The sequence below is a fragment of the Clostridium sp. HCP1S3_C6 genome, assembly GCF_052066735.1.
In the GTDB taxonomy this organism is placed as follows: Bacteria; Bacillota; Clostridia; order Clostridiales; family Clostridiaceae; genus Clostridium.
In genome coordinates, this window is the sequence record NZ_JBQHRN010000002.1 from 100813 (window position 1) to 120506 (window position 19694).

A 19694-nucleotide genomic window follows, 5' to 3' on the forward strand; every position below is an offset into this window, starting at 1 on the left:
CCTCCTATAGTGCATACTCTATGAATTTATCAAATATATATTCACTGTCTTTTGGTCCAGCACTTGCTTCTGGATGGAATTGAACTGAGAATATAGGTAATTCCTTATGTTTCATGCCTTCTATTGTTGTATCATTAATATTTGTATGAGTTACTTGCATATTATCTGGCAATGTTTCTACCACATAACCATGATTTTGAGAAGTTATTGTTACTTTTCCTGTTTCTAAATCTTTTACTGGATGGTTACAACCTCTATGTCCAAATTTTAATTTCTTTGTAGTACCGCCTAATGCTAAAGCTAATAATTGATGTCCTAAACATATTCCCACAACAGGCTTCTTATCTACTAAGATTTTTATATTTTCTATAGCTTCTGGTAAATCTTGTGGATCACCAGGTCCGTTTGATAAAAATACTAAGTCAGGGTTAACTGATAAAACTTCTTCTGCAGTAGCTGTTGCTGGGAAAACTGTAAGCTTGCATCCTCTTTTATTAAAACATCTTAATATGTTAGTTTTTACACCAAAATCCATAACTGCAACATGCTTTCCAGGTCCATCAATAACATACTTTTCTTGAGTTGTTACATTCATAACAGCATCCTTATTAGTAAATGATTTTATCTTACTGTTGATTTCTTGTTCATCTAACTCATTTACTGTAATAACACCTTTCATAGTACCTTTATTTCTTAATACTTTTGTTAATGCTCTTGTATCTATTCCTTCAATACCTACTATTTTATTTTGCTTTAAGAATGTTTCTAATTCTAATTCACATCTAAAGTTATTAGGTAAATCACATTTTTCTCTAACTACAAATCCTCTTACTTGCGCTGACTTTGATTCCATGTCTTCTAAATTTATACCGTAATTACCTATTAGAGGATATGTCATTGTTACTATCTGTCCATAATAAGATGGGTCTGTTAAAACTTCTTGATATCCTGTCATTCCTGTTGTGAAGACTACTTCTCCAACACTGTCTTTTAGGTATCCGAAGGCTTTTCCTTCAAAAACCATGCCATTTTCTAATATAAGCTTTGCTTTCATGCTTAGCCCTCCTCTATTTATTAGATATATACACTTTGATATCACTTGCTCTATGCTAAAATAAACTTACTTTTAAGAATTATTTTACCCGAAATAAAAGGATACTAAAGAGAGTACATAATAACTAATTATTATACTCTCCTTACTATCCCATATTTTTATTATTCTTATTTAAAAAAGCTATAAGCTTTATATGACTTCTAGATAACATAGCTCTGTTGACTCCTTTCTGGCCTCTCTGGACCAAGTTAAAGTGTATCTATATTTTTTACTTACCTATTATTTTAAGATAATCAACTAACACTGTCAAGAGAATTTATTTTCACTTGCCACATTTTCATAAAATTATTACAAAAAACAATAAATATGTATTTTTTATTGATTTTACTTAATAATCATGGTACAATAATTTTTGGTTTATACGCTAATTTAAAATTAGGGTATCACCGCTTAATATTAAGGAGGTGTAATAGATGGCAGGATGTGATATTTGTGGAAAAGGTGCTATAAAAGCAAGAAAATATAGCTATAGAGGTAGCAGCCAAGTTACTAAAAGAGCTTTAAGACACCAAAAACCTAATACAAAGAAAGTCAAAATAATTGAAAACGGAACTCCTAAAACAGTCTCAGTATGTACTAGATGTTTACGTTCTAAAAAAGTTATTAGAGCTATCTAATGCATTTTGATAAATTATTTGATGCATCAATTGAAATATAATAGGAACCATTAATTTTATTATTAATGGTTCCTATTATTTTATTTTTGCACAACAAAAAAATTTTTTAGAGTATATAAAAAATCAATAAACACTATTGCTGTTATTAAAGGAACTAGTATTGATACTAATAACTGATACTTATTAAATATATAATCAGTTATTGGAACAATAAATTTAGTAACAAACAAAATAAGAACAAACCAGTAAAAACAAAATCTAAGACATACAAAACCATTTATATTATATTTTAATCCTTCATAAGACCAATATACTTTATTGAATATTTTCTTAAGTCCATAGCCACTTACATATTCAACTAATGCTGGCACGATAAATGCTATTATCATTTTTTCTATTAATCCCATATCATAAATTTTAAAAAGACATATAATAATTGCCATAGCAATTCCATACATAGGTTTAATAGGTCCTATTAAAAAACCATCTTCTTTAAATCGGCCTACTATTATGTAAGAATAAACTTCTTCAATAATCCATCCAATAAATGAATATATGATAAAGTTATATTCAATATAATATATCCAGTTCATAATACTAATACCACCTCTAAATAGAATAATTAGTATTAGTATTCCCATTATCTACTGATTAAATTCAAAAAATACTTATTTATTTGTCATCATAACAACTTTTCTACTTAACGCTCTAGGAATAATTTTATTAAAAAATACAATTATTTTATTTTTGTACCCAGGTATTATTGTAGTTTTATTCTTTTTAAATTGTTTATATGCTATTTTTGCAACATATTCTGCATCCATTAAACATTTCTTTGCACCTTCTGACTTCTTTATGCCAGCCTTTTTTTGAAAGTTTGTTTTTACTGGCCCAGGGCAAAGGCAACTAACCCTTATGCCAAGGGGTTTTACCTCTTCATGAATAGCTTCTGTTAATGAAAGAACATAAGCCTTTGTAGAATAATAAAGAGCCATTTTAGGACCAGCTGTAAAAGCTGCTGTTGAGGCAACATTTAGTATGCCACCATCACCATTTTTTATCATTGATTTAAGATAATGCTTTGTTAATTTTGTAAGAGATATAATATTCAACTTTATAATTTTATCCTCAAATCCATCCTTACAATCAGCAAAGTACCCAAAGGATCCTATCCCTACATTATTAATTAAATTATCCACAGTTATATTATAGTTATCCACAATTTCTGTTAATTGTTCACAGGAATTATCCACAGATAAGTCTAAAGCTATTGTCTTTACCTTGATTCCATAGTCATGTGTTAACTGATCTTTTACATTATGTAACTTTTCTTCATTCCTAGCCACTATAATAAGATTATGATTATCCTTTGCAAAAAGCCTTGCAAGCTCCAATCCAATGCCTTCAGTCCCCCCCGTAATTAGGGTATATTTATTATTAATATCCATTAATTCTCCTCTTAAATAGCAAAAAATCTTTATATTTTACATATAAATATAATATATATTTTTTTGTTTAAAAAAACAATAAAGAGTGTAAAATTATCCACAAATTCACACCCTTTACCAATATATTATACACAACTTTTTATACAACTGCTCTCCATATTTGTGTAACAATAAAACACACAATAATTCCCATTATAGTAGGAATTAAAAATGAAGCTAAAGTCCATTTAAAACTATTAGTTTCTTTTTTTATTGTAACAAGAGTAGTAGCACATGGATAATGTATTAAAGAAAAAATCATAATATTTACTGCTGTTAAAAGTGTCCAACCGTTATTTATAAGAAGCAGTCTAAGTTCCTCTAAATTATTCATTTCTACCATTGTGTTTTTCTTTAAATAACTCATTATTATAAGTGGCATAACTATTTCATTTGCAGGAAAACCTAATAGAAAAGCCATTAAAATATATCCATCTAATCCTATTAAATGAGCAAATGGTTCAAGAAAATTTGCACATATAGTTAAAAGACTGTTATCACCAACAAAAATATTAGCAAATATCCATATTATAATTCCAGCAGGTGCTGCAACAGAAATAGCTCTTCCTAAAACATATATTGTTCTATCAAAAAGAGATCTTACTATTACCTTTTTTATTTGAGGCTTTCTATAAGGTGGCAGCTCTAGTATAAAATTAGATGGAATTACTTTCAAAATAGTTTTTGACAATATTCTTGATACAATTAATGTCATCATAACACCTATAATTATTATTATTGATACTACTATTGCTGATAATATCCCCCCTGCTACACTACTTTGAGTAAAATTTGCTGCAATAAATATTGTAGAAATGCTTATAAGTATTGGAAACCTTCCATTGCATGGCATAAATACATTTGTAAGTATAGCAATAAGTTTTTCCCTTGGAGAATTAATTATTCTACATCCTACTACTCCAGCAGCATTACATCCAAGTCCCATACACATTGTAAGTGCTTGTTTGCCACAAGAACAACATTTTTTAAAACACTTATCTAAATTGAAAGCTATTCTTGGTAAATATCCAAAATCCTCTAATAAGGTAAACAAAGGAAAGAAAATAGCCATTGGCGGAAGCATTACTGATACAACCCATGATAGTGTTGTAAAAACCCCATCAATAAGCATACTTGAAAACCATAAAGGAAATTGAAAATACTCTACAAAACATATGAAATATTCTCTAATTTTTGAAAAAAACAATGTTAAAATCTGTGATGGATAATTGGCTAATGTTATTGTAATCCACAGTACAATAATTAATGTTAATATCATTAATGGAATACCTGTTATCCTTGATACAGCTATTTTATCCATACTTTTTTGAAGCTTTAATGATTTTCCATTATTTATAACAACACTTTTATATACTTCTTCAGATTTAGTTATTATGGATTTTGCTAATTTATCATTGATATCTATATATCCTAACTCATTTTTTACTATTGATTTTATTTTTTTTAATACTTCATGATTAATGCCAAATACTTTGCTTATTGACTCTGTTAATTTTTTATTATTTTCTAACAATCTTAGAGCAATCCATCTAATTTTATGATCATTTTCATTTTTTTTAATCTTGCCCTTAAGTTCATATTCTATTTTTTTTATACATTTCTCTATTGAATCTTCATAAATTATATTTTTTTCTTTTTTGCATATTCTTTTTGAATACTTTTCAATTTTTGATTTAAGCTGCTCAATCCCTATTTTTTCTCTTGCAGAAACAAATACTACAGGTGCATTTATTTCATTTTCTAACTTGTTCAAATCAATTTCTATTCCTCTTTTATTTGCTTCATCAATTAAATTTATGCATAATACCACATTATCTGCAATTTCATATACTTGAAAAAATAAATTCAAATTTCTCTCTAAAGATGTAGCATCAGCCACAACAACTATAACATTTGCATCTCCTAAACATATATAATTTCTTGCAATTTCTTCTTCTTCAGAATTAGACAAAAGTGAATATGTTCCAGGTAAATCTACCATTTTAATTTTTTTATCCTTATATTCATAATAGCCTACTGCACTTTCTACAGTCTTTCCAGGCCAATTTCCTGTATGCTGATTCATTCCAGTAAGTTCATTAAAAAGCGTGCTCTTACCAACATTGGGATTGCCGGCAAGAGCAACTTCATAATCTACATGTGAGTTTTTTTTATCTTTAAATGATAATATTTTTCTACCTGTAGATTTATTAGTCAACCCCATAAAAGCCTCCTATAAATTACTATCAACAATAATATTTTTGCTTTCATCACCTCTCATAGCAATTATTGTTCCTCTTATATAATATGCCCTTGGATCCTTAAAGGGACTTTCATACAATACTTTTATATTTGTTCCTTCAACAATTCCTAAATCAAAAAATCTTCTTCTTAATTCTCCTTGAGCCCTGATTTTAACTACTTTTACTGTAGTTTCAAGCTCTGCTTCACTAAGATTCATAATTTTTCTCCCTTTGTGCCTTATTTAGTTATTAATATAATACGAACTACTCTAATATAATGTTCTTAAAATAAAGAAAACTGCTATATTAGAAGTTTTTAAATTTCTAACATAGCAGTCTTTTAATTAAAATTATAACTAACTTTACTTATTATTTAACTTTCTATTCTTCATTAATACTAATGAACCTAATGACAATGCTCCTAATAATGCTAAAGGTGCACTATCTGCTGTAGGAGTATTTGGTTTATCATCTGGTTCCTCATTGTCATTATCATCAGGTACTTCATTATCCCCTGGTGTTGGAGTTGGAGTAGCTGGCTTTTCTAGAGTTGAAGTAGCTGGTTTTTCTGGTTTCTTTTCTTCTATAGTTAAAACCTTTTTGCCTTTACCTTTCCAAAAACTTCACTGCCAGCTCCTTTAGGTCTACTAAAGAACAATGGTGTTCCAGCTTTTTTTGCTCCAAATACAACATACTCAATCTCACAAACTTCAAATTTACTTACAAATCCCCACAAATGTAAGCAATACCCTCTTATCTAGCTAATAACACTAGCTTTTACAGAAATCAACATCTTACATTTACCTAAAAAAGTCATCTTTAATATTTTACCATTAAAGATGACTAAAAAATTGTTATCTTACTTGTCCATTTCCATAAATAATATATTTAGTAGTTGTTAGTTCGTTTAACCCCATTGGACCTCTTGCATGAAGCTTTTGTGTGCTTATTCCAATTTCTGCACCAAATCCAAATTCACCACCATCTGTAAATCTAGTAGAGGCATTTACATATACAGCTGCAGCATCTACTCTTTGAAGGAATTTTTGTGAATTATTATAATCTTTTGTTATAATCGCTTCTGAATGACCTGTACCATACTTATTAATATGATTAATAGCTTCATCAATATCTGAAACTATCTTTATTCCTATAACATAATCAAGATATTCTTTGCCCCAATCTTCTTCTGTTGCTTCTTTTAAATTATCAATAATAGCACGTGATTTTTTGTCTCCTCTTATTTCAACATTATTTTCGTGTAATGCCTTTACAATTATAGGTAAAAACTTATCAGCTATTTTTTCATTAATAAGAAGTTTTTCTTCTGCATTACATACTGATGGTCTGCTAGTTTTTGCATTAATAACTATATTTTTAGCCATTTCTAAATCAGCATATTCATCAACATATACATGACAATTACCTGTACCAGTTTCAATAACAGGTACTGTTGCATTTTGCACAACAGCTTGAATAAGTCCAGCTCCACCTCTTGGAATTAGAACATCTATAAATTCATTAAGTTTCATCATTTCATTAGAAGTTTCTCTACTGGTATCTTCTATAAGTTGAACAGCATCTTCTGGAAGTCCAGATAACTTAATTCCTTCTCTTAATGCATTAACTATTGCAATATTAGAATTTATAGCTTCCTTGCCACCTCTTAATATAGTTACATTTCCAGATTTTAAACAAAGTGCTGCTGCATCTGATGTAACATTTGGTCTTGCCTCATATATAATTCCTATTACTCCAAGTGGAACTCTTTGCTTGCCTATTTTAAGTCCATTTGGTCTTACAGTCATTCCTAAAACTTCACCTATTGGATCATTTAAAGATTTAACTTGTTTTAACCCGTTTGCCATATCTAAAATCCTATCTTCAGACAATGAAAGTCTATCTAACATAGCCTTTGATGTGCCATTTTCAACTGCTTTTTCTAAATCTTTTTTATTGGCTTCTAATATACTTTTTTTATTATTTATTAAACTATCAGCCATCTTTAAGAGAGCATTATTTTTTTCTGTAACAGTAGCATTCATAAGTATGTAAGAAGCTTCTTTTGCTTTTATTCCTTTATTAACTAATTCACTCATTAATAAAACCCCTTTTTATTTTTTTCCTTTAAATAGAGTTCCTATATTTTTGCCATTTAGAATTTCTCTTAATATTTGAGGATTTTCTCCATTTGCAAGTATCATATCAACATTATATTTTGCAGCAATTTTAGCAGCAGCAAGTTTTGTAATCATTCCCCCTGTTCCAAATTCTGAACCTGCTCCTCCAGCGCACTCTTCTAATTCTTCTGTAACTTCATCAATTTCTTCTATAAATTTTGCATCCGGATTTTCATTTGGATTTGAATCATAAAATCCATCAATATCTGAAAGTATTATAAGAAGATCTGCGTCTACAAGTGCTGCAACAATAGCTGAAAGCTTATCATTATCACCAAATTTAACTATATTTTCAATTTCATCTATGGCAATTGTATCATTCTCATTTACAATAGGTATTACACCTTTTTTTAACAATATCTTAAATGTATTACTAACATTTTTTCTTATATGTTTATCTTCAATAACATCTTTAGTAAGTAAAACCTGACCAACAACATGACTATATTGTGCAAAAAGCTTACTATAAATATGCATAAGTTCACATTGACCAACTGATGAAACTGCTTGCTTTTCTCTTGTAGATTTAGGTTTTGATTTAAGCTGTAATTTACTAGCACCTACAGCAACTGCTCCAGATGAAACTAATGTTAATTCTTTTCCTTGATTAACAATATCTGATAATACCCTAGTTAGCTTTTCCATCCTGTCAAGATTAATATTTCCATTTTCATATGTTAATGTTGACGTTCCAACCTTAACTACAATTCTCTTTGCTTGAGCTATTTTATCTCTAGTTGACACTTTATAGGCCTCCTATTTTTAATATTACTTATATCTTACTACACCTTATTTGTTATATCAACATTATTTACTTATAATGTCTATTGATGCAGATGTTCCTATTCTATCTGCACCACTTTTTATCATTTCTATAGCATCTTCATAAGTTCTTATACCACCAGAAGCTTTAATTTTTATTTTATCTCCTATTGTTTCTCTTATAAGAACAATATCTTCTTTTTTTGCTCCTTCTCCTGAAAATCCAGTAGATGTTTTAATAAAATCAGCACCTGCATCTCTTGCTAATATGCAAGCGGTTCTCTTTTCATCATCTGTTAAAAGACATGTTTCTATAATTACCTTTACTAGTGCTTTTCCTCTTGAAGCTTCTACAATTTCTTTTATATCATTATAAACATATTCTAAATTACGATCCTTAAGCATCCCTATATTTATTACCATATCTATTTCATTTGCACCATCTATTATTGCTTGTTTTGCTTCCATTTTCTTAGAAACGGTGCTAGATGCTCCTAAAGGGAATCCAACTACTGTACATATTTTAACATTTGATCCTTCTAATATTTCATGTGCAAGAGAAACCCTTGAAGAATTAACACATACTGAAAAAAAGCCATATTTTTTTGCCTCTTCACATAAATTTATAACATCAAACATTGTTGCCTCTGGTTTAAGTAATGTATGATCTATCATTTTTGCTAATTTATTTTTCTTCATAAATATCACCCTTTTTTAAAATTTATTTTATCTTTAATCTTCTGTACCTATTAAATGCAGCCATTATTTCATGCTTACGAACCATTGCAAGGTTACCAAGTCCACCTTTTGTATTACATATAGAAAGCATGCCATTTTTACTTATAAAATTAAAAATTGCATCTGCAACCTCAGTTAATGTTTTCTTTCCATCTATGACATTGTCTTCAGCCCATTTCATTATTTCTCCAATAAAATTAACTTGTTCTCTATCTACAAGCTGCTCAACAGCCCTTAAATTTATTTCATCTCTATTTATACTTAGTCCATCTACACCTAACGTCTTAATTTTAATGCCTTTAGGTCCTTTTTCAATACTTCCATTTTTTATCGTTCTATTAAAATCAATATTTAAATCTATTTGCCCATTTTTTATTTTCTCTTTTATCCGACCATGAGATAATTCTTTTGCTCTTTTTGTTACATCTTTTGCTTCATATGAATCCATTTGTATAACACTATCTGATATATCAAAATAATCTCCAGAACTCCCTACTACTATTATTGTTGAAATACCCCTTTTCTCATATAAAAATTTAACTACTTCAATAAACGGTGTTATTGGTTCTTTTTCTCTTGAAACTAATTGTTGCATTAAATTATCTCTTATCATGAAATTAGTTGCTGATGTATCTTCATCTATTAAAAATAATTTTGTACCACTTTCTATTCCTTCTATTATGTTAGAGGCTTGTGATGTACTACCACTTGCATTTTCACTATTAAATTTTTTTGTATTTTTCCCATTAGGAAGGTTATTTATAAATAATGATATATCCTCATTATTTATTACTCTTCCATCTTCAGCTCTAACTTTCACAGCATTATTATTTGTAATTACATATTCCCTTCCATCCCCTTCTATATGGTTATATACTCCAAGTTCTAATGCCCTTAACATTGTAGATTTTCCATGATAACCACCACCAACTATTATGCTTATACCTTTTTTTATGCCCATTCCTTTTATTTTACCCTTGTTAGGTAAATTCATTACTACTTCTAAGGATTCTGGTGATTCAAATTTAACTGCATCTTTAAGTGGTTTTGTAGATACTCCACTTTCTCTTGGAAGTATTGAACCATTGGCAATAAAAGCTACCAAATTTTCTTTTTCTAATTGGCTTCTTATAAATTCTTGATCTTCTACAAGCTTAACCCTATTTATAAGTCTGGTTTTATCCAAATTATCATATATTAATGAGTTCTTTACTATTTTAGGTAAAAATTCATATAATATTTTTTCTAATTCTTTAGATAATACACTTCTTCCTCTTGCAGGAAATCCAACTTCAAATCTTGCTTCAATCCCTTTATCATCTATAATTACTGCAGTTCTTTCAAGTATTTCTTCATCACATTTACTTATAGATATAACACCACTTTTCCCTGATCCAAAAACCTTTGAACTATAGATGTTTATATTTTTATAAAAACACCTTGTCAAAAAATCTTCTACTGCAATTTTTTTGTATTTTTTATCAAAAATTTCATATGGAAACTTAGAAATGTTAGACTTTACTATTACTCTTACCCTTGAAGGTGATGCAAATGGATCTCCTTGAACATGATCAATACTTAATATATAAGTTTTAAAATCATATTGTCCTTCTAAATCTTTATATGCCTTATACCCTTTTCCGTTAATTCTATTTAATTCTCTTTTTAAATCATTAAAATCCTTCATTTATTTTTTATCCTCTTTTCCAAAAAACTCATCAATCATAGTTTCAGCCATACGCCTATACATATTACTTAATGATACTACAGTTGTTATTAAAAGAAATTTTTGTTTGTATGAAAAATCTTCTTCTTCTTTCCCATCAAAAAAATAATCAAGCCTTTTTAATAAATGATCTTTTATAAAATCACTTTCCTGATCTGTTATTTTTACATATTCATTATAAAGACCTTCTAAATCAAAATCCTTACCATCTTCTTTACTTTCAACAATTTCATTTAAAAGAGTTTTAGTATCATTTATTGAAAGGACACCTTTTAATTCATAAATAAGACTCATAAGAATTAAGTGCTCTTTAGTATATTTTTTATTTTTTATTTTCATAAATAGTTTTGCCTTAGCATAATTATTTATCATTGTTTTTGTTAAAATCTTATCATCCTTATTTCTTTTTAATGATGATAATTTACTTTCAAATAACTGAATAACTTGATCCATATATAAATCTATTTCTGGAAATTCAGATATATCTATTTTTTGCTGAAATATATCATCTTGTACAAGTTTTGAAATTTCATCCTTATTCATTCTTAATCTCCTTGCATAGTTAAACTATTTAATATATTAATTTTAATAGTATTTATTTCTTTCTTCAAGAAAATACTATTTATAAATATTAAAAAATTTGTCAATAAAAAGACCTAAAAAACAATTGACATTATATAACCACTGTATCATAATATAAATATATCAACAAGTAGTTTCGAAAACTACTTGCCGTATTTCGGAGGTGCATCATGAGAAAATATTTGAGAGAACCTGTAAATGGAATTACACATTTAATAGGTGCAATATTATCATTATTTGGACTTATAGCAATGATAATAAAAATTTCAACAATTGGAGGAAATCCTTTATCATATACTGCAATACTAGCTTTTGGCATTGGTAGTATATTACTCTATTCAGCATCAGCAACATATCATTCAGTTATTTCTACTAAGAAAGTAATTATGCTTCTTAAGAGAATAGATCACTCTATGATTTTTGTTTTAATCACAGGATCTTACGCTCCTTTTTGTTTATTAGCACTTCATAATACTGCTGGATATGTATTATTTGGATTTGTCCTAGTAGCCTCTATAATAGGAATTGCATTTAAAATTGCATGGGTTACTTGTCCTAGATGGCTTAGCAGTATTATATATATTGGTATTGGATGGTTTGCTGTATTTGCAATATATCCTATTTCCAAAGTTCTTCCAATAGGTGGATTGTTTTTACTACTATTAGGTGGAATTATGTATACTGTAGGCGGCATTATATATGCTCTTAAAAAAGACAAGATAAAAATTGGTGCATTTGGAACTCATGAAATATTTCATATATTTATTATGCTTGGAACATTATGTCACTTTATAGCAGTTTTCAAGTATGTTTTATAACTTTGCTACTATCTTCATGGTTAATCCCTAAATATATACTTAGTTAACCATGTTATATAAAAAGAGGCTAAAAAATTTTGTTAAGACAATTTTTTAGCCTCTTTTATTTCATTATTTTAACCCAAATTGCCCAACAATAAATACTAATGCATATGATATGAGCACTGCTACTCCGCAACTTATAGTTTTTTTTAAGATACAAAGTGCTACCCCCACAATCAACCAAATTTGACCATATGATCCCATTATATTTGTAAGTAATAAAATAAAATCATCTAATACAGAATTTCTCATATTCTGTATTGCATAAAGAATAGAAAATTACATAACCATACCCCTCTTTATTTTATCTTTTTGTTAATTTATCATATCAAAAAAGCTTACTTGATCACTTTCTTGAAGTCCATTTAAACAGCCAAATTTTCTTAAAAGGTCTGCAGTTGAATTACCAATTTTAGCACGTTTTTTTAAATTATCTATGGAGCTTATTGGTGTTTCTTCATGACATACTTTATATATAGATTCAGCTGCTACGTTTCCCATACCTGATATACTATTTAATGGTGGCCTTAATCCTTCTTCTTCTACCTTAAATTTTGTAGCTTCTGATTTGTATAAATCTATTGGAAGGAATTTAAAACCTCTTTCATAAAATTCTAATATTATTTCTAGATCATCATACATGTCTTTGTCCTTAGGTGCTGCAGAATTTCCTTGAGCTGTTATTTCTTTCATTTTTTCTATAACTTTTTCTTTCCCAAATATCATATATTCTGCATCAAAAGCCTTTGCCCTTATTGTAAGATAAGCAGCATAATAAGCTTTTGGTATATGTACCTTAAACCATGCTATTCTAAAAGCCATCATTACATAAGCTGCAGCATGAGCCTTAGGGAACATATATTTTATTTTTTTACACGATTCTATATACCACTCTGGCACATCATGTTTTCTCATTAATTCTTCATATTCAGCCCATTTTTCAGGATCTTTTAAGGCTTTACCCTTACGAACAGTTTCCATTATCTTAAATGAAGTATCTTTAGGCAATCCTTTTTTAATAAGATAAACCATAATATCATCTCTACAACATACAGCATCACTTATACTTGTAATTACACCTGAATCTATTAAATCTTTAGCATTTCCAAGCCATACATCTGTTCCATGAGAAAGTCCAGAAATACATAATAAATCAGCAAAGTGCTTTGGCATTGTATCTACAAGCATTCCTCTTGCAAATTTAGTACCAAATTCAGGTATACCATATGTCCCCACTTTAGAATGTATTTGTTCAGGAGTTACTCCAAGTGCATCCGTTGAATAAAATAAGGACATAGTTTCTTTATCATCAAGAGGTATCTTATGTGGATTTACACCAGTTATATCTTGAAGCATTCTTATTACAGTAGGATCATCATGGCCAAGTATATCTAATTTTAAAAGGTTTTGATCTATAGAGTGATAATCAAAATGTGTTGTTATAATATCTGAATCTGGATCATCAGCAGGATGCTGAACTGGGCAAAACTCAAATATTTCCCTTCCTTTAGGTACAACTATAATTCCCCCAGGATGCTGTCCTGTTGTTCTTTTTATTCCTGTACATCCTTTTGCAATTCTAGTTATTTCAGCTTTATTAATTGGCTGATTTTTATCTTCATAATATTTTTTTACATATCCAAAGGCTGTTTTTTCTGCAACTGTACCTATTGTTCCAGCTTTAAATGTAGTACCCTTTCCAAATATAACTTCAGTATATTTATGAGCTTTTGCTTGATATTCTCCAGAAAAATTCAAATCTATATCTGGTTCCTTATCTCCATTAAATCCAAGGAACGTTTCAAATGGTATATCCATTCCATCCTTATCAAGCTTCTCGCCACATACAGGACAAGTTTTATCTGGCAAATCAAATCCATTATTTATTCCGTAATCCGTAAAATCAGAATATTTACACTTAGGACATCTGTAATGAGGCTGAAGTGCATTTACTTCTGTTATTCCAGTCATATATGCAACAAGAGAGGAACCAACAGATCCTCTAGATCCTACAAGATATCCATCTTCATTTGATTTCCATACAAGCTTTTGAGCAATAATATACATAACTGAAAATCCATTTTTTATAATAGAATCAAGTTCTCTATCAAGTCTTTCCTGTACAATTTCAGGAAGTGGATCACCATAAAGTTCATTAGCTTTATTATATGCAATATCTTTAATTGTCTGCTCACATCCATCTATATGAGGTGGACATTTTTCTGGTGAAATTGGACTTATTTGCTGACACATGTCAGAAATTTTGTTTGTATTTGTTACTACTATTTCATAAGCCTTTTCTTCATCTAAATAATCAAATTCCTTAAGCATTTCCTCTGTTGTCCTTAAGTATAATGGTGCTTGATTATCAGCATCTTTAAATCCTTGACCAGCCTCTAATATACGTCTATAAATTTCATCTTCAGGATCCATAAAATGAACATCACCTGTAGCAACAACCAGTTTGTTAAACTTTTCTCCAAGACTTATAATTTTTTTATTTATTTCTTGTAAATATTCTCTATTAGGAACCTGACCGTTTCTAATTAAAAATTCATCATTACCAATAGGCTGAACTTCTAAATAATCATAATACTTTGCAATTTCCTCTATTTCTTCATCTGATTTTCCTTCAAGTATTGCCTTGTAAAGTTCTCCTTCACAACAAGCACTTCCAAGTATTAAACCTTCTGAATATTTTTCATACATGCTTTTAAGTATACGTGGTTTCTTATAAAAATAATTTAAATGAGAATATGAAACAAGCTTATATAAATTTTTTAAACCAACATAATCCTTTGCAAGTATTATTGCATGATATGTTTTTAATTTTTTGTATGATACCTTTTTTGATTCTTCATTGCATGCATATTCTTCTATATCCTCTAATGTTTTTGCTCCTCTTTCTTTTAATTCCTTCATCATAATATTAAATACTTTAACTGTAGTATCAACATCATCTAAAGCCCTATGAGCAACCTCAACCTTAATTCCAAGATTTTTAGCAATTCTTCCAAGCTTATATGTTTTGAAATCATAAAAAATATCCTGTGCAAGAGTTAGAGTATCTATATATGTAAAGTCAAATTCATATCCAAGTTCCCTTGAAAAATGTTTTAAAAATCCTATATCAAATTCTGCATTATGTGCTACAAGAACGCTTCCTTTCATAAAATCAAGAATCTTTGGAAGTACCTTATCTATAGTTTCAGCATTTCTTACCATATCATCAGTTATATTTGTAACTTCTACAACCCTTTGAGGAATAGGCTTTTCTGGATTTACAAAAGAACTAAATGTATCTATAACTTTTCCATCTTTTACTTTCATTATTCCTATTTCAGTTATTTTTTCAAGTTTAGGAGAAAAACCTGTTGTTTCAAGATCAAATACACAATAAGTTGTATCTATACTTTGACCCTTTATATTTCTTACTGATGGTTTTTTATCTGGAGCTAAATATGCTTCTACACCATATATAATTTTCATATTAGGATTATCTCTGCCTAAAAGCTTATGAGCTTCTGGGAACGCCTGAACTACTCCATGATCTGTTAAAGCAATAGATTTCATTCCCCATTTTTCAGCTCTTTTTATTAAATCAGTAGCACTTGTCATTGCATCCATTTGACTCATTTTGGTATGCATATGAAGCTCTACTCTTTTAATTTCAGCTTCATCATTTCTTACTACTTTTTTAAGTCCATTAGTTTCTACTATAATATTAGCTATAGTTTCAACTTCTCCTGAAAATTTACTATATCCTGCATTACCACAAATTCTTACACCTTTAGCCTTTTTAAGCCTTCCAAGCACTTCTTCACTTTCTTCTGGCTTAAGAAAAGACTTGCAACACATTGAGCTTGATCCATCATATAAATCAAATGAAACAAGAATTTTCCCACTTCTAAGCTCCTTAGTTCCCATATTAGATATTTCACCTTCAATAACTACTTTTCCCTCTTCTGGTGTAATATCAACAATTTTAATTAAAGGGTCTTTGATATTAGCACTTCTACCTAAAATAAGAAATGGATTATTCTTTTTTCTTGTATTATTTGCCGAAGTATCATTATTTTGTAACTTATTATCACTCTTTGTAGATGTTTTTTTAGTAGATGGTGCAACTGACAAATTATTAGCTTCTATTTCTTTTTTATAAGCTTCAAGAGTTTTCTTTTGTTCTTCTCTATTTAATTCTTCTAATTGTTCATTTGTTATATTATCTTTTAAGTTTACTTTATATGTTTTTCCATAAAGCCCTTTTATAGCATCTTGAATTTCTCTATCATATTTTAAATTTTTTATCATGTTAGAAACAACAATATTGAAATTCATATTTATATTTTTATCTGAAATTTCGTACTCACAATTATTTATTGCTGCCTTTAAAAAAGGATGTTTATTTGAAAGGGCTACAATTATGTTATGTATTTCTTCTTCTATAGGTTTTTTCTCTACTTCCTTAGTATAATTTATAGTTATTTTAGAATCCTTTAATACAAATCTATCCTTAATAAAATCATTAAGTGTTTCAATTTCATTAACTTCTATATATTCATCTGAACTTATTACAAGTTCTAATGTTTTTGATTTTTTTCTAATAATGGCATTTTCAACAATAGCATTTCTTATAGTAATTCCTTGATCAAAATCACAAAAAACTTCGCTAACCCTCTTCATTTTACATATCCTTTCTTATTTATCATCCTTGCTATTTATTATATTTTTAAAGCAACATAATCATTAATCATATTATACTAATTTACTATATTTATTTCTATATTGATGTAAGTATTATTTTGCTTTTCTTGTTTTTAATACACCAATAACACTAACAACAAACAACATTTCTAATAAAATATTATTCATATCTCCTGTTTCATGTTCATCTTTTATATTGCTTACAGTTACAGTTTTAGAAATTTCATTCTTAGCCTTATCATAAGCTTTAAATGTGTAATCACCATTTTTACTTATTGAAAAATTTATATTTTTTTCCTTTGTTTTTGTACCATCAGGTAACAAAATATAATCAAAGTTTTCATCATCACAAGTTACTGCTATATTTATTTTTTTGTTTTTTTCATCAAATTCACTTACTTTTGTTTCTAAAGATGGTGCTTTTGTATCTAAAATGACATTAATGTTTTGTTCAATTTTATTTTGAATAGAATTAGTTACTGCAATATTAATAATGTTATTACCCTCAGTAAGCTTTATATCTTTAGAAAAAGTTTTTTCTGGTTTATTACTATTATTATTTAATAAAAAAATTTTTCCCCCGTTAATATCCACAGTACATCCAGTAAAACTTTCTTTTATTATGCCATTTAAAGTAAAGTCCTCATTACTTATATAAATATTACCATCCTCCCATATTTCAGGCATGTTAGTAAATTGAATATTAGGTGATTTTTCATAATAATAAATAATATATGAATAATTTTTTATAACATTTCCATCATTATCTTCTGCATATAATTTTATATTGTTTCTTCCTTCCTTTAATTTAACTTTATGTTCAAATGTTAAATCACCTTCAATATTTACATCTATATCATTTATTTTCACTTTACCATTATTATTGTTTACGAAACCACTTACAATATAAGTTCCATCTTCAATGCTATCTTTATTTAAGTATTCAATAGCTGAAGGTCTTCTAATTATAACATTAAATGGACTATCAGAATCCTTTGTTTTATCTGTTTTTGATAGCATGCATGAATTACCAGCATAATCACTTACTATAATATTTATATTATTTATCCCTTGATCTTCAAATGAAACATCGGCAGAATATACTCCTTCCTTTGGTTCTTTGTCAAAATAATCAATATTATTATTATTACCATTTACTGAAATAATAAATTCAGGTTTAATACCAGATCCATTTTCTTCATCCATTGCTTTCCATGATATTTTATAATGTAAATTACCATTTTCATCACTATATTTTTCTAAACTTTCAATATTAGCTTCAGGTGCCTTTGTATCTACCTTTACTGACATATCTAGCACTTGTTCTTTAGCATTTTCTAGATCTAGTTTACTTCTTACTCTTATTACATATTTACCATCACTTACCTTAACATTCTTTCCAGTTTTTTGATCATATGTAGTTCCATCCCATAATGCTCCATTAATAAAAATTGATTCCTTATCTATTTTTGATAATCTTTTTACAATATTGTAACTATGATATAAATCTCTTATTTTATTCCCGTTGCTATCTAAAACCTCTATATTTACTTCCTTTGCATTCCTAAGAAAATATAATGATGGAACCACAGTATCATTAACGTTATCATCATTAGGTGAAAATGCTACTTTATCTTTATCAATATATGATTGTCCATCTTTTTTATATTCGCCACATGCCATACTTGAATCTGAAAATAATCCAGAAATTTTCACCTTACTATCTGAATCTTCATAATTAGGAGTATCAATTATATTTTCCTTGTTCCAATCTCCATAAAAACCCACAAATGGAACACTTAAATTAGGATTATTTTCATCGCTAGATATAAAGTCCATATAACCTTCTACAAATATATTATCTTGTATATTATCAGAAATACTTAAAGTAGCATTTACTGTAACAGTAGAACCGGCCTTTACAAGTACATTGTCTCTATCAAATTTCACAAATGAATCTTGTAATTTTACTGTATGTATTATATTATCACTATCTATTTCTTCACTATACACATCTTGATTATGCAACTTATATACAACATCACTATTTCCATAATTGGTTAATGTTAAGGGTATTTTTGTACTAGAATTTATTTCTTTTAATGCAGCAGCGCCATTTCCATCTTTATATGTTGCAACAACATTATTTTTTACTGCATTTTCTATTTGAATAACTCCAGCTCCCTGTACTCTTAATGAATAGGGAATTGTACCATCCCTTTTATCCATTAATGGCTTTGCTGTATTCATAGATGTATTTTTTATAAATTTAACAAGTTCAGAACCAGACAACTGTAAATTTTTCTTTTTAACAGACTCTAATATAAGAGCTTCTGCTCCAGAAATACAAGGTGTTGCCATTGATGTTCCAGACATATATTGATATGAATCTCCATTAGCTAAAGAATATATATTGCTGCCTGGCGCCATAATTTCAGGTTTAAATTGTAAATCTGAAGTTGTTCCCCAAGAAGAATCATTATAAATTTCATCCCTATGTTCAGCTAAAACTCCACAATTACTAAGTTCATTAATAAAAAGCTTATTATCACCCTTTTTAATTAAATCTTTTATTTGCTCTCCATTAGAATATCCAATAAATATTAAATGTTTACTTTCTTTATCATCTATATCAGAAAAATATGATATTGAGTCTCCAGCCTCTTCACTGTTATACATTA

General features: G+C 28.4%; 16 protein-coding genes. 2 read left to right on the forward strand and 14 right to left on the reverse strand.

Going from position 1 to position 19694, the window contains the following annotated elements:
- Window positions 1–4 precede the first annotated feature (4 nt).
- On the reverse strand, window positions 5–1054 hold the full coding sequence (locus ACTNAO_RS01510; protein ID WP_441025430.1) for a carbamoyl phosphate synthase small subunit: 1050 nt from the start codon (window positions 1052–1054) through the stop codon (window positions 5–7).
- Between the two features lie 473 nt (window positions 1055–1527).
- Here ACTNAO_RS01510 and ACTNAO_RS01515 point away from each other — a divergent pair, with 473 nt between their 5' ends.
- Entirely contained in the window at window positions 1528–1731 is a 204-nt protein-coding gene (locus ACTNAO_RS01515) for a large ribosomal subunit protein bL28 (RefSeq protein ID WP_441025427.1), read from the forward strand.
- A gap of 80 nt (window positions 1732–1811) precedes the next feature.
- On the opposite strand, the gene ACTNAO_RS01520 is transcribed toward ACTNAO_RS01515, so the two are convergent.
- The 10 genes from ACTNAO_RS01520 to ACTNAO_RS01565 all read right to left on the reverse strand — a co-directional run bounded on the left by ACTNAO_RS01520 (window position 1812) and on the right by ACTNAO_RS01565 (window position 11410).
- The gene (locus ACTNAO_RS01520) at window positions 1812–2324 is read right to left on the reverse strand and encodes a putative ABC transporter permease (protein ID WP_441025424.1); all 513 of its coding nucleotides are present in this window, start codon (window positions 2322–2324) and stop codon (window positions 1812–1814) included.
- 75 nt (window positions 2325–2399) lie between these two features.
- Complete coding sequence (locus tag ACTNAO_RS01525) at window positions 2400–3179, reverse strand: SDR family NAD(P)-dependent oxidoreductase (RefSeq protein WP_441025421.1); 780 nt, start codon at window positions 3177–3179, stop codon at window positions 2400–2402.
- Between the two features lie 139 nt (window positions 3180–3318).
- Window positions 3319–5442, reverse strand: a complete 2124-nt coding sequence (feoB, locus tag ACTNAO_RS01530; RefSeq protein WP_441025418.1) for a ferrous iron transport protein B — start codon at window positions 5440–5442, stop codon at window positions 3319–3321.
- 9 nt (window positions 5443–5451) lie between these two features.
- Entirely contained in the window at window positions 5452–5679 is a 228-nt protein-coding gene (locus tag ACTNAO_RS01535; RefSeq protein WP_441025415.1) for a FeoA family protein, read from the reverse strand.
- A gap of 371 nt (window positions 5680–6050) precedes the next feature.
- Window positions 6051–6197, reverse strand: a complete 147-nt coding sequence (locus ACTNAO_RS01540; RefSeq protein WP_441025413.1) for a hypothetical protein — start codon at window positions 6195–6197, stop codon at window positions 6051–6053.
- A gap of 118 nt (window positions 6198–6315) precedes the next feature.
- Window positions 6316–7560, reverse strand: coding sequence for a glutamate-5-semialdehyde dehydrogenase (locus tag ACTNAO_RS01545; protein WP_441025411.1), 1245 nt, complete (start codon window positions 7558–7560; stop codon window positions 6316–6318).
- A 15-nt stretch (window positions 7561–7575) separates the two neighbouring features.
- Window positions 7576–8385: a glutamate 5-kinase gene (gene proB / locus ACTNAO_RS01550; protein ID WP_441025408.1), complete on the reverse strand. Its 810-nt coding sequence runs from the start codon at window positions 8383–8385 to the stop codon at window positions 7576–7578.
- Between the two features lie 63 nt (window positions 8386–8448).
- Window positions 8449–9102, reverse strand: coding sequence for a deoxyribose-phosphate aldolase (gene deoC / locus ACTNAO_RS01555; protein ID WP_441025405.1), 654 nt, complete (start codon window positions 9100–9102; stop codon window positions 8449–8451).
- A gap of 22 nt (window positions 9103–9124) precedes the next feature.
- Entirely contained in the window at window positions 9125–10828 is a 1704-nt protein-coding gene (locus tag ACTNAO_RS01560) for an ABC-ATPase domain-containing protein (RefSeq protein WP_441025403.1), read from the reverse strand.
- A complete protein-coding gene (locus tag ACTNAO_RS01565; RefSeq protein WP_441025400.1) occupies window positions 10829–11410 on the reverse strand; it encodes a DUF1836 domain-containing protein in 582 nt (193 codons plus the stop codon).
- A gap of 209 nt (window positions 11411–11619) precedes the next feature.
- On the opposite strand from ACTNAO_RS01565, the gene trhA reads away from it, so the two are divergent.
- Window positions 11620–12267: a PAQR family membrane homeostasis protein TrhA gene (gene trhA, locus ACTNAO_RS01570; protein WP_441025397.1), complete on the forward strand. Its 648-nt coding sequence runs from the start codon at window positions 11620–11622 to the stop codon at window positions 12265–12267.
- Window positions 12268–12378: 111 nt separating this feature from the next.
- Here the strand turns inward: trhA and ACTNAO_RS01575 are convergent, their stop codons facing one another.
- The 3 genes from ACTNAO_RS01575 to ACTNAO_RS01585 all read right to left on the reverse strand — a co-directional run bounded on the left by ACTNAO_RS01575 (window position 12379) and on the right by ACTNAO_RS01585 (window position 19692).
- Complete coding sequence (locus ACTNAO_RS01575) at window positions 12379–12561, reverse strand: hypothetical protein (RefSeq protein WP_441025394.1); 183 nt, start codon at window positions 12559–12561, stop codon at window positions 12379–12381.
- Between the two features lie 63 nt (window positions 12562–12624).
- Window positions 12625–16992, reverse strand: a complete 4368-nt coding sequence (polC, locus tag ACTNAO_RS01580) for a DNA polymerase III subunit alpha (RefSeq protein WP_441025392.1) — start codon at window positions 16990–16992, stop codon at window positions 12625–12627.
- Between the two features lie 114 nt (window positions 16993–17106).
- Window positions 17107–19692 (reverse strand): Fn3-like domain-containing protein, encoded by a 2586-nt coding sequence (locus ACTNAO_RS01585; RefSeq protein ID WP_441025389.1) that lies wholly within the window; start codon window positions 19690–19692, stop codon window positions 17107–17109.
- Window positions 19693–19694: the final 2 nt, after the last annotated feature.

Coding starts and splice junctions, on each gene's coding strand:
- ACTNAO_RS01510 (WP_441025430.1), bottom strand. CDS start 1,054: ATGAAAGCAAAGCTTATATTAGAAAATGGCATGGTTTTTGAAGGAAAA.
- ACTNAO_RS01515 (WP_441025427.1), top strand. CDS start 1,528: ATGGCAGGATGTGATATTTGTGGAAAAGGTGCTATAAAAGCAAGAAAA.
- ACTNAO_RS01520 (WP_441025424.1), bottom strand. CDS start 2,324: ATGAACTGGATATATTATATTGAATATAACTTTATCATATATTCATTT.
- ACTNAO_RS01525 (WP_441025421.1), bottom strand. CDS start 3,179: ATGGATATTAATAATAAATATACCCTAATTACGGGGGGGACTGAAGGC.
- feoB (WP_441025418.1), bottom strand. CDS start 5,442: ATGGGGTTGACTAATAAATCTACAGGTAGAAAAATATTATCATTTAAA.
- ACTNAO_RS01535 (WP_441025415.1), bottom strand. CDS start 5,679: ATGAATCTTAGTGAAGCAGAGCTTGAAACTACAGTAAAAGTAGTTAAA.
- ACTNAO_RS01545 (WP_441025411.1), bottom strand. CDS start 7,560: ATGAGTGAATTAGTTAATAAAGGAATAAAAGCAAAAGAAGCTTCTTAC.
- deoC (WP_441025405.1), bottom strand. CDS start 9,102: ATGAAGAAAAATAAATTAGCAAAAATGATAGATCATACATTACTTAAA.
- ACTNAO_RS01560 (WP_441025403.1), bottom strand. CDS start 10,828: ATGAAGGATTTTAATGATTTAAAAAGAGAATTAAATAGAATTAACGGA.
- ACTNAO_RS01565 (WP_441025400.1), bottom strand. CDS start 11,410: ATGAATAAGGATGAAATTTCAAAACTTGTACAAGATGATATATTTCAG.
- trhA (WP_441025397.1), top strand. CDS start 11,620: ATGAGAAAATATTTGAGAGAACCTGTAAATGGAATTACACATTTAATA.
- ACTNAO_RS01575 (WP_441025394.1), bottom strand. CDS start 12,561: ATGAGAAATTCTGTATTAGATGATTTTATTTTATTACTTACAAATATA.
- polC (WP_441025392.1), bottom strand. CDS start 16,992: ATGAAGAGGGTTAGCGAAGTTTTTTGTGATTTTGATCAAGGAATTACT.
- ACTNAO_RS01585 (WP_441025389.1), bottom strand. CDS start 19,692: ATGTATAACAGTGAAGAGGCTGGAGACTCAATATCATATTTTTCTGAT.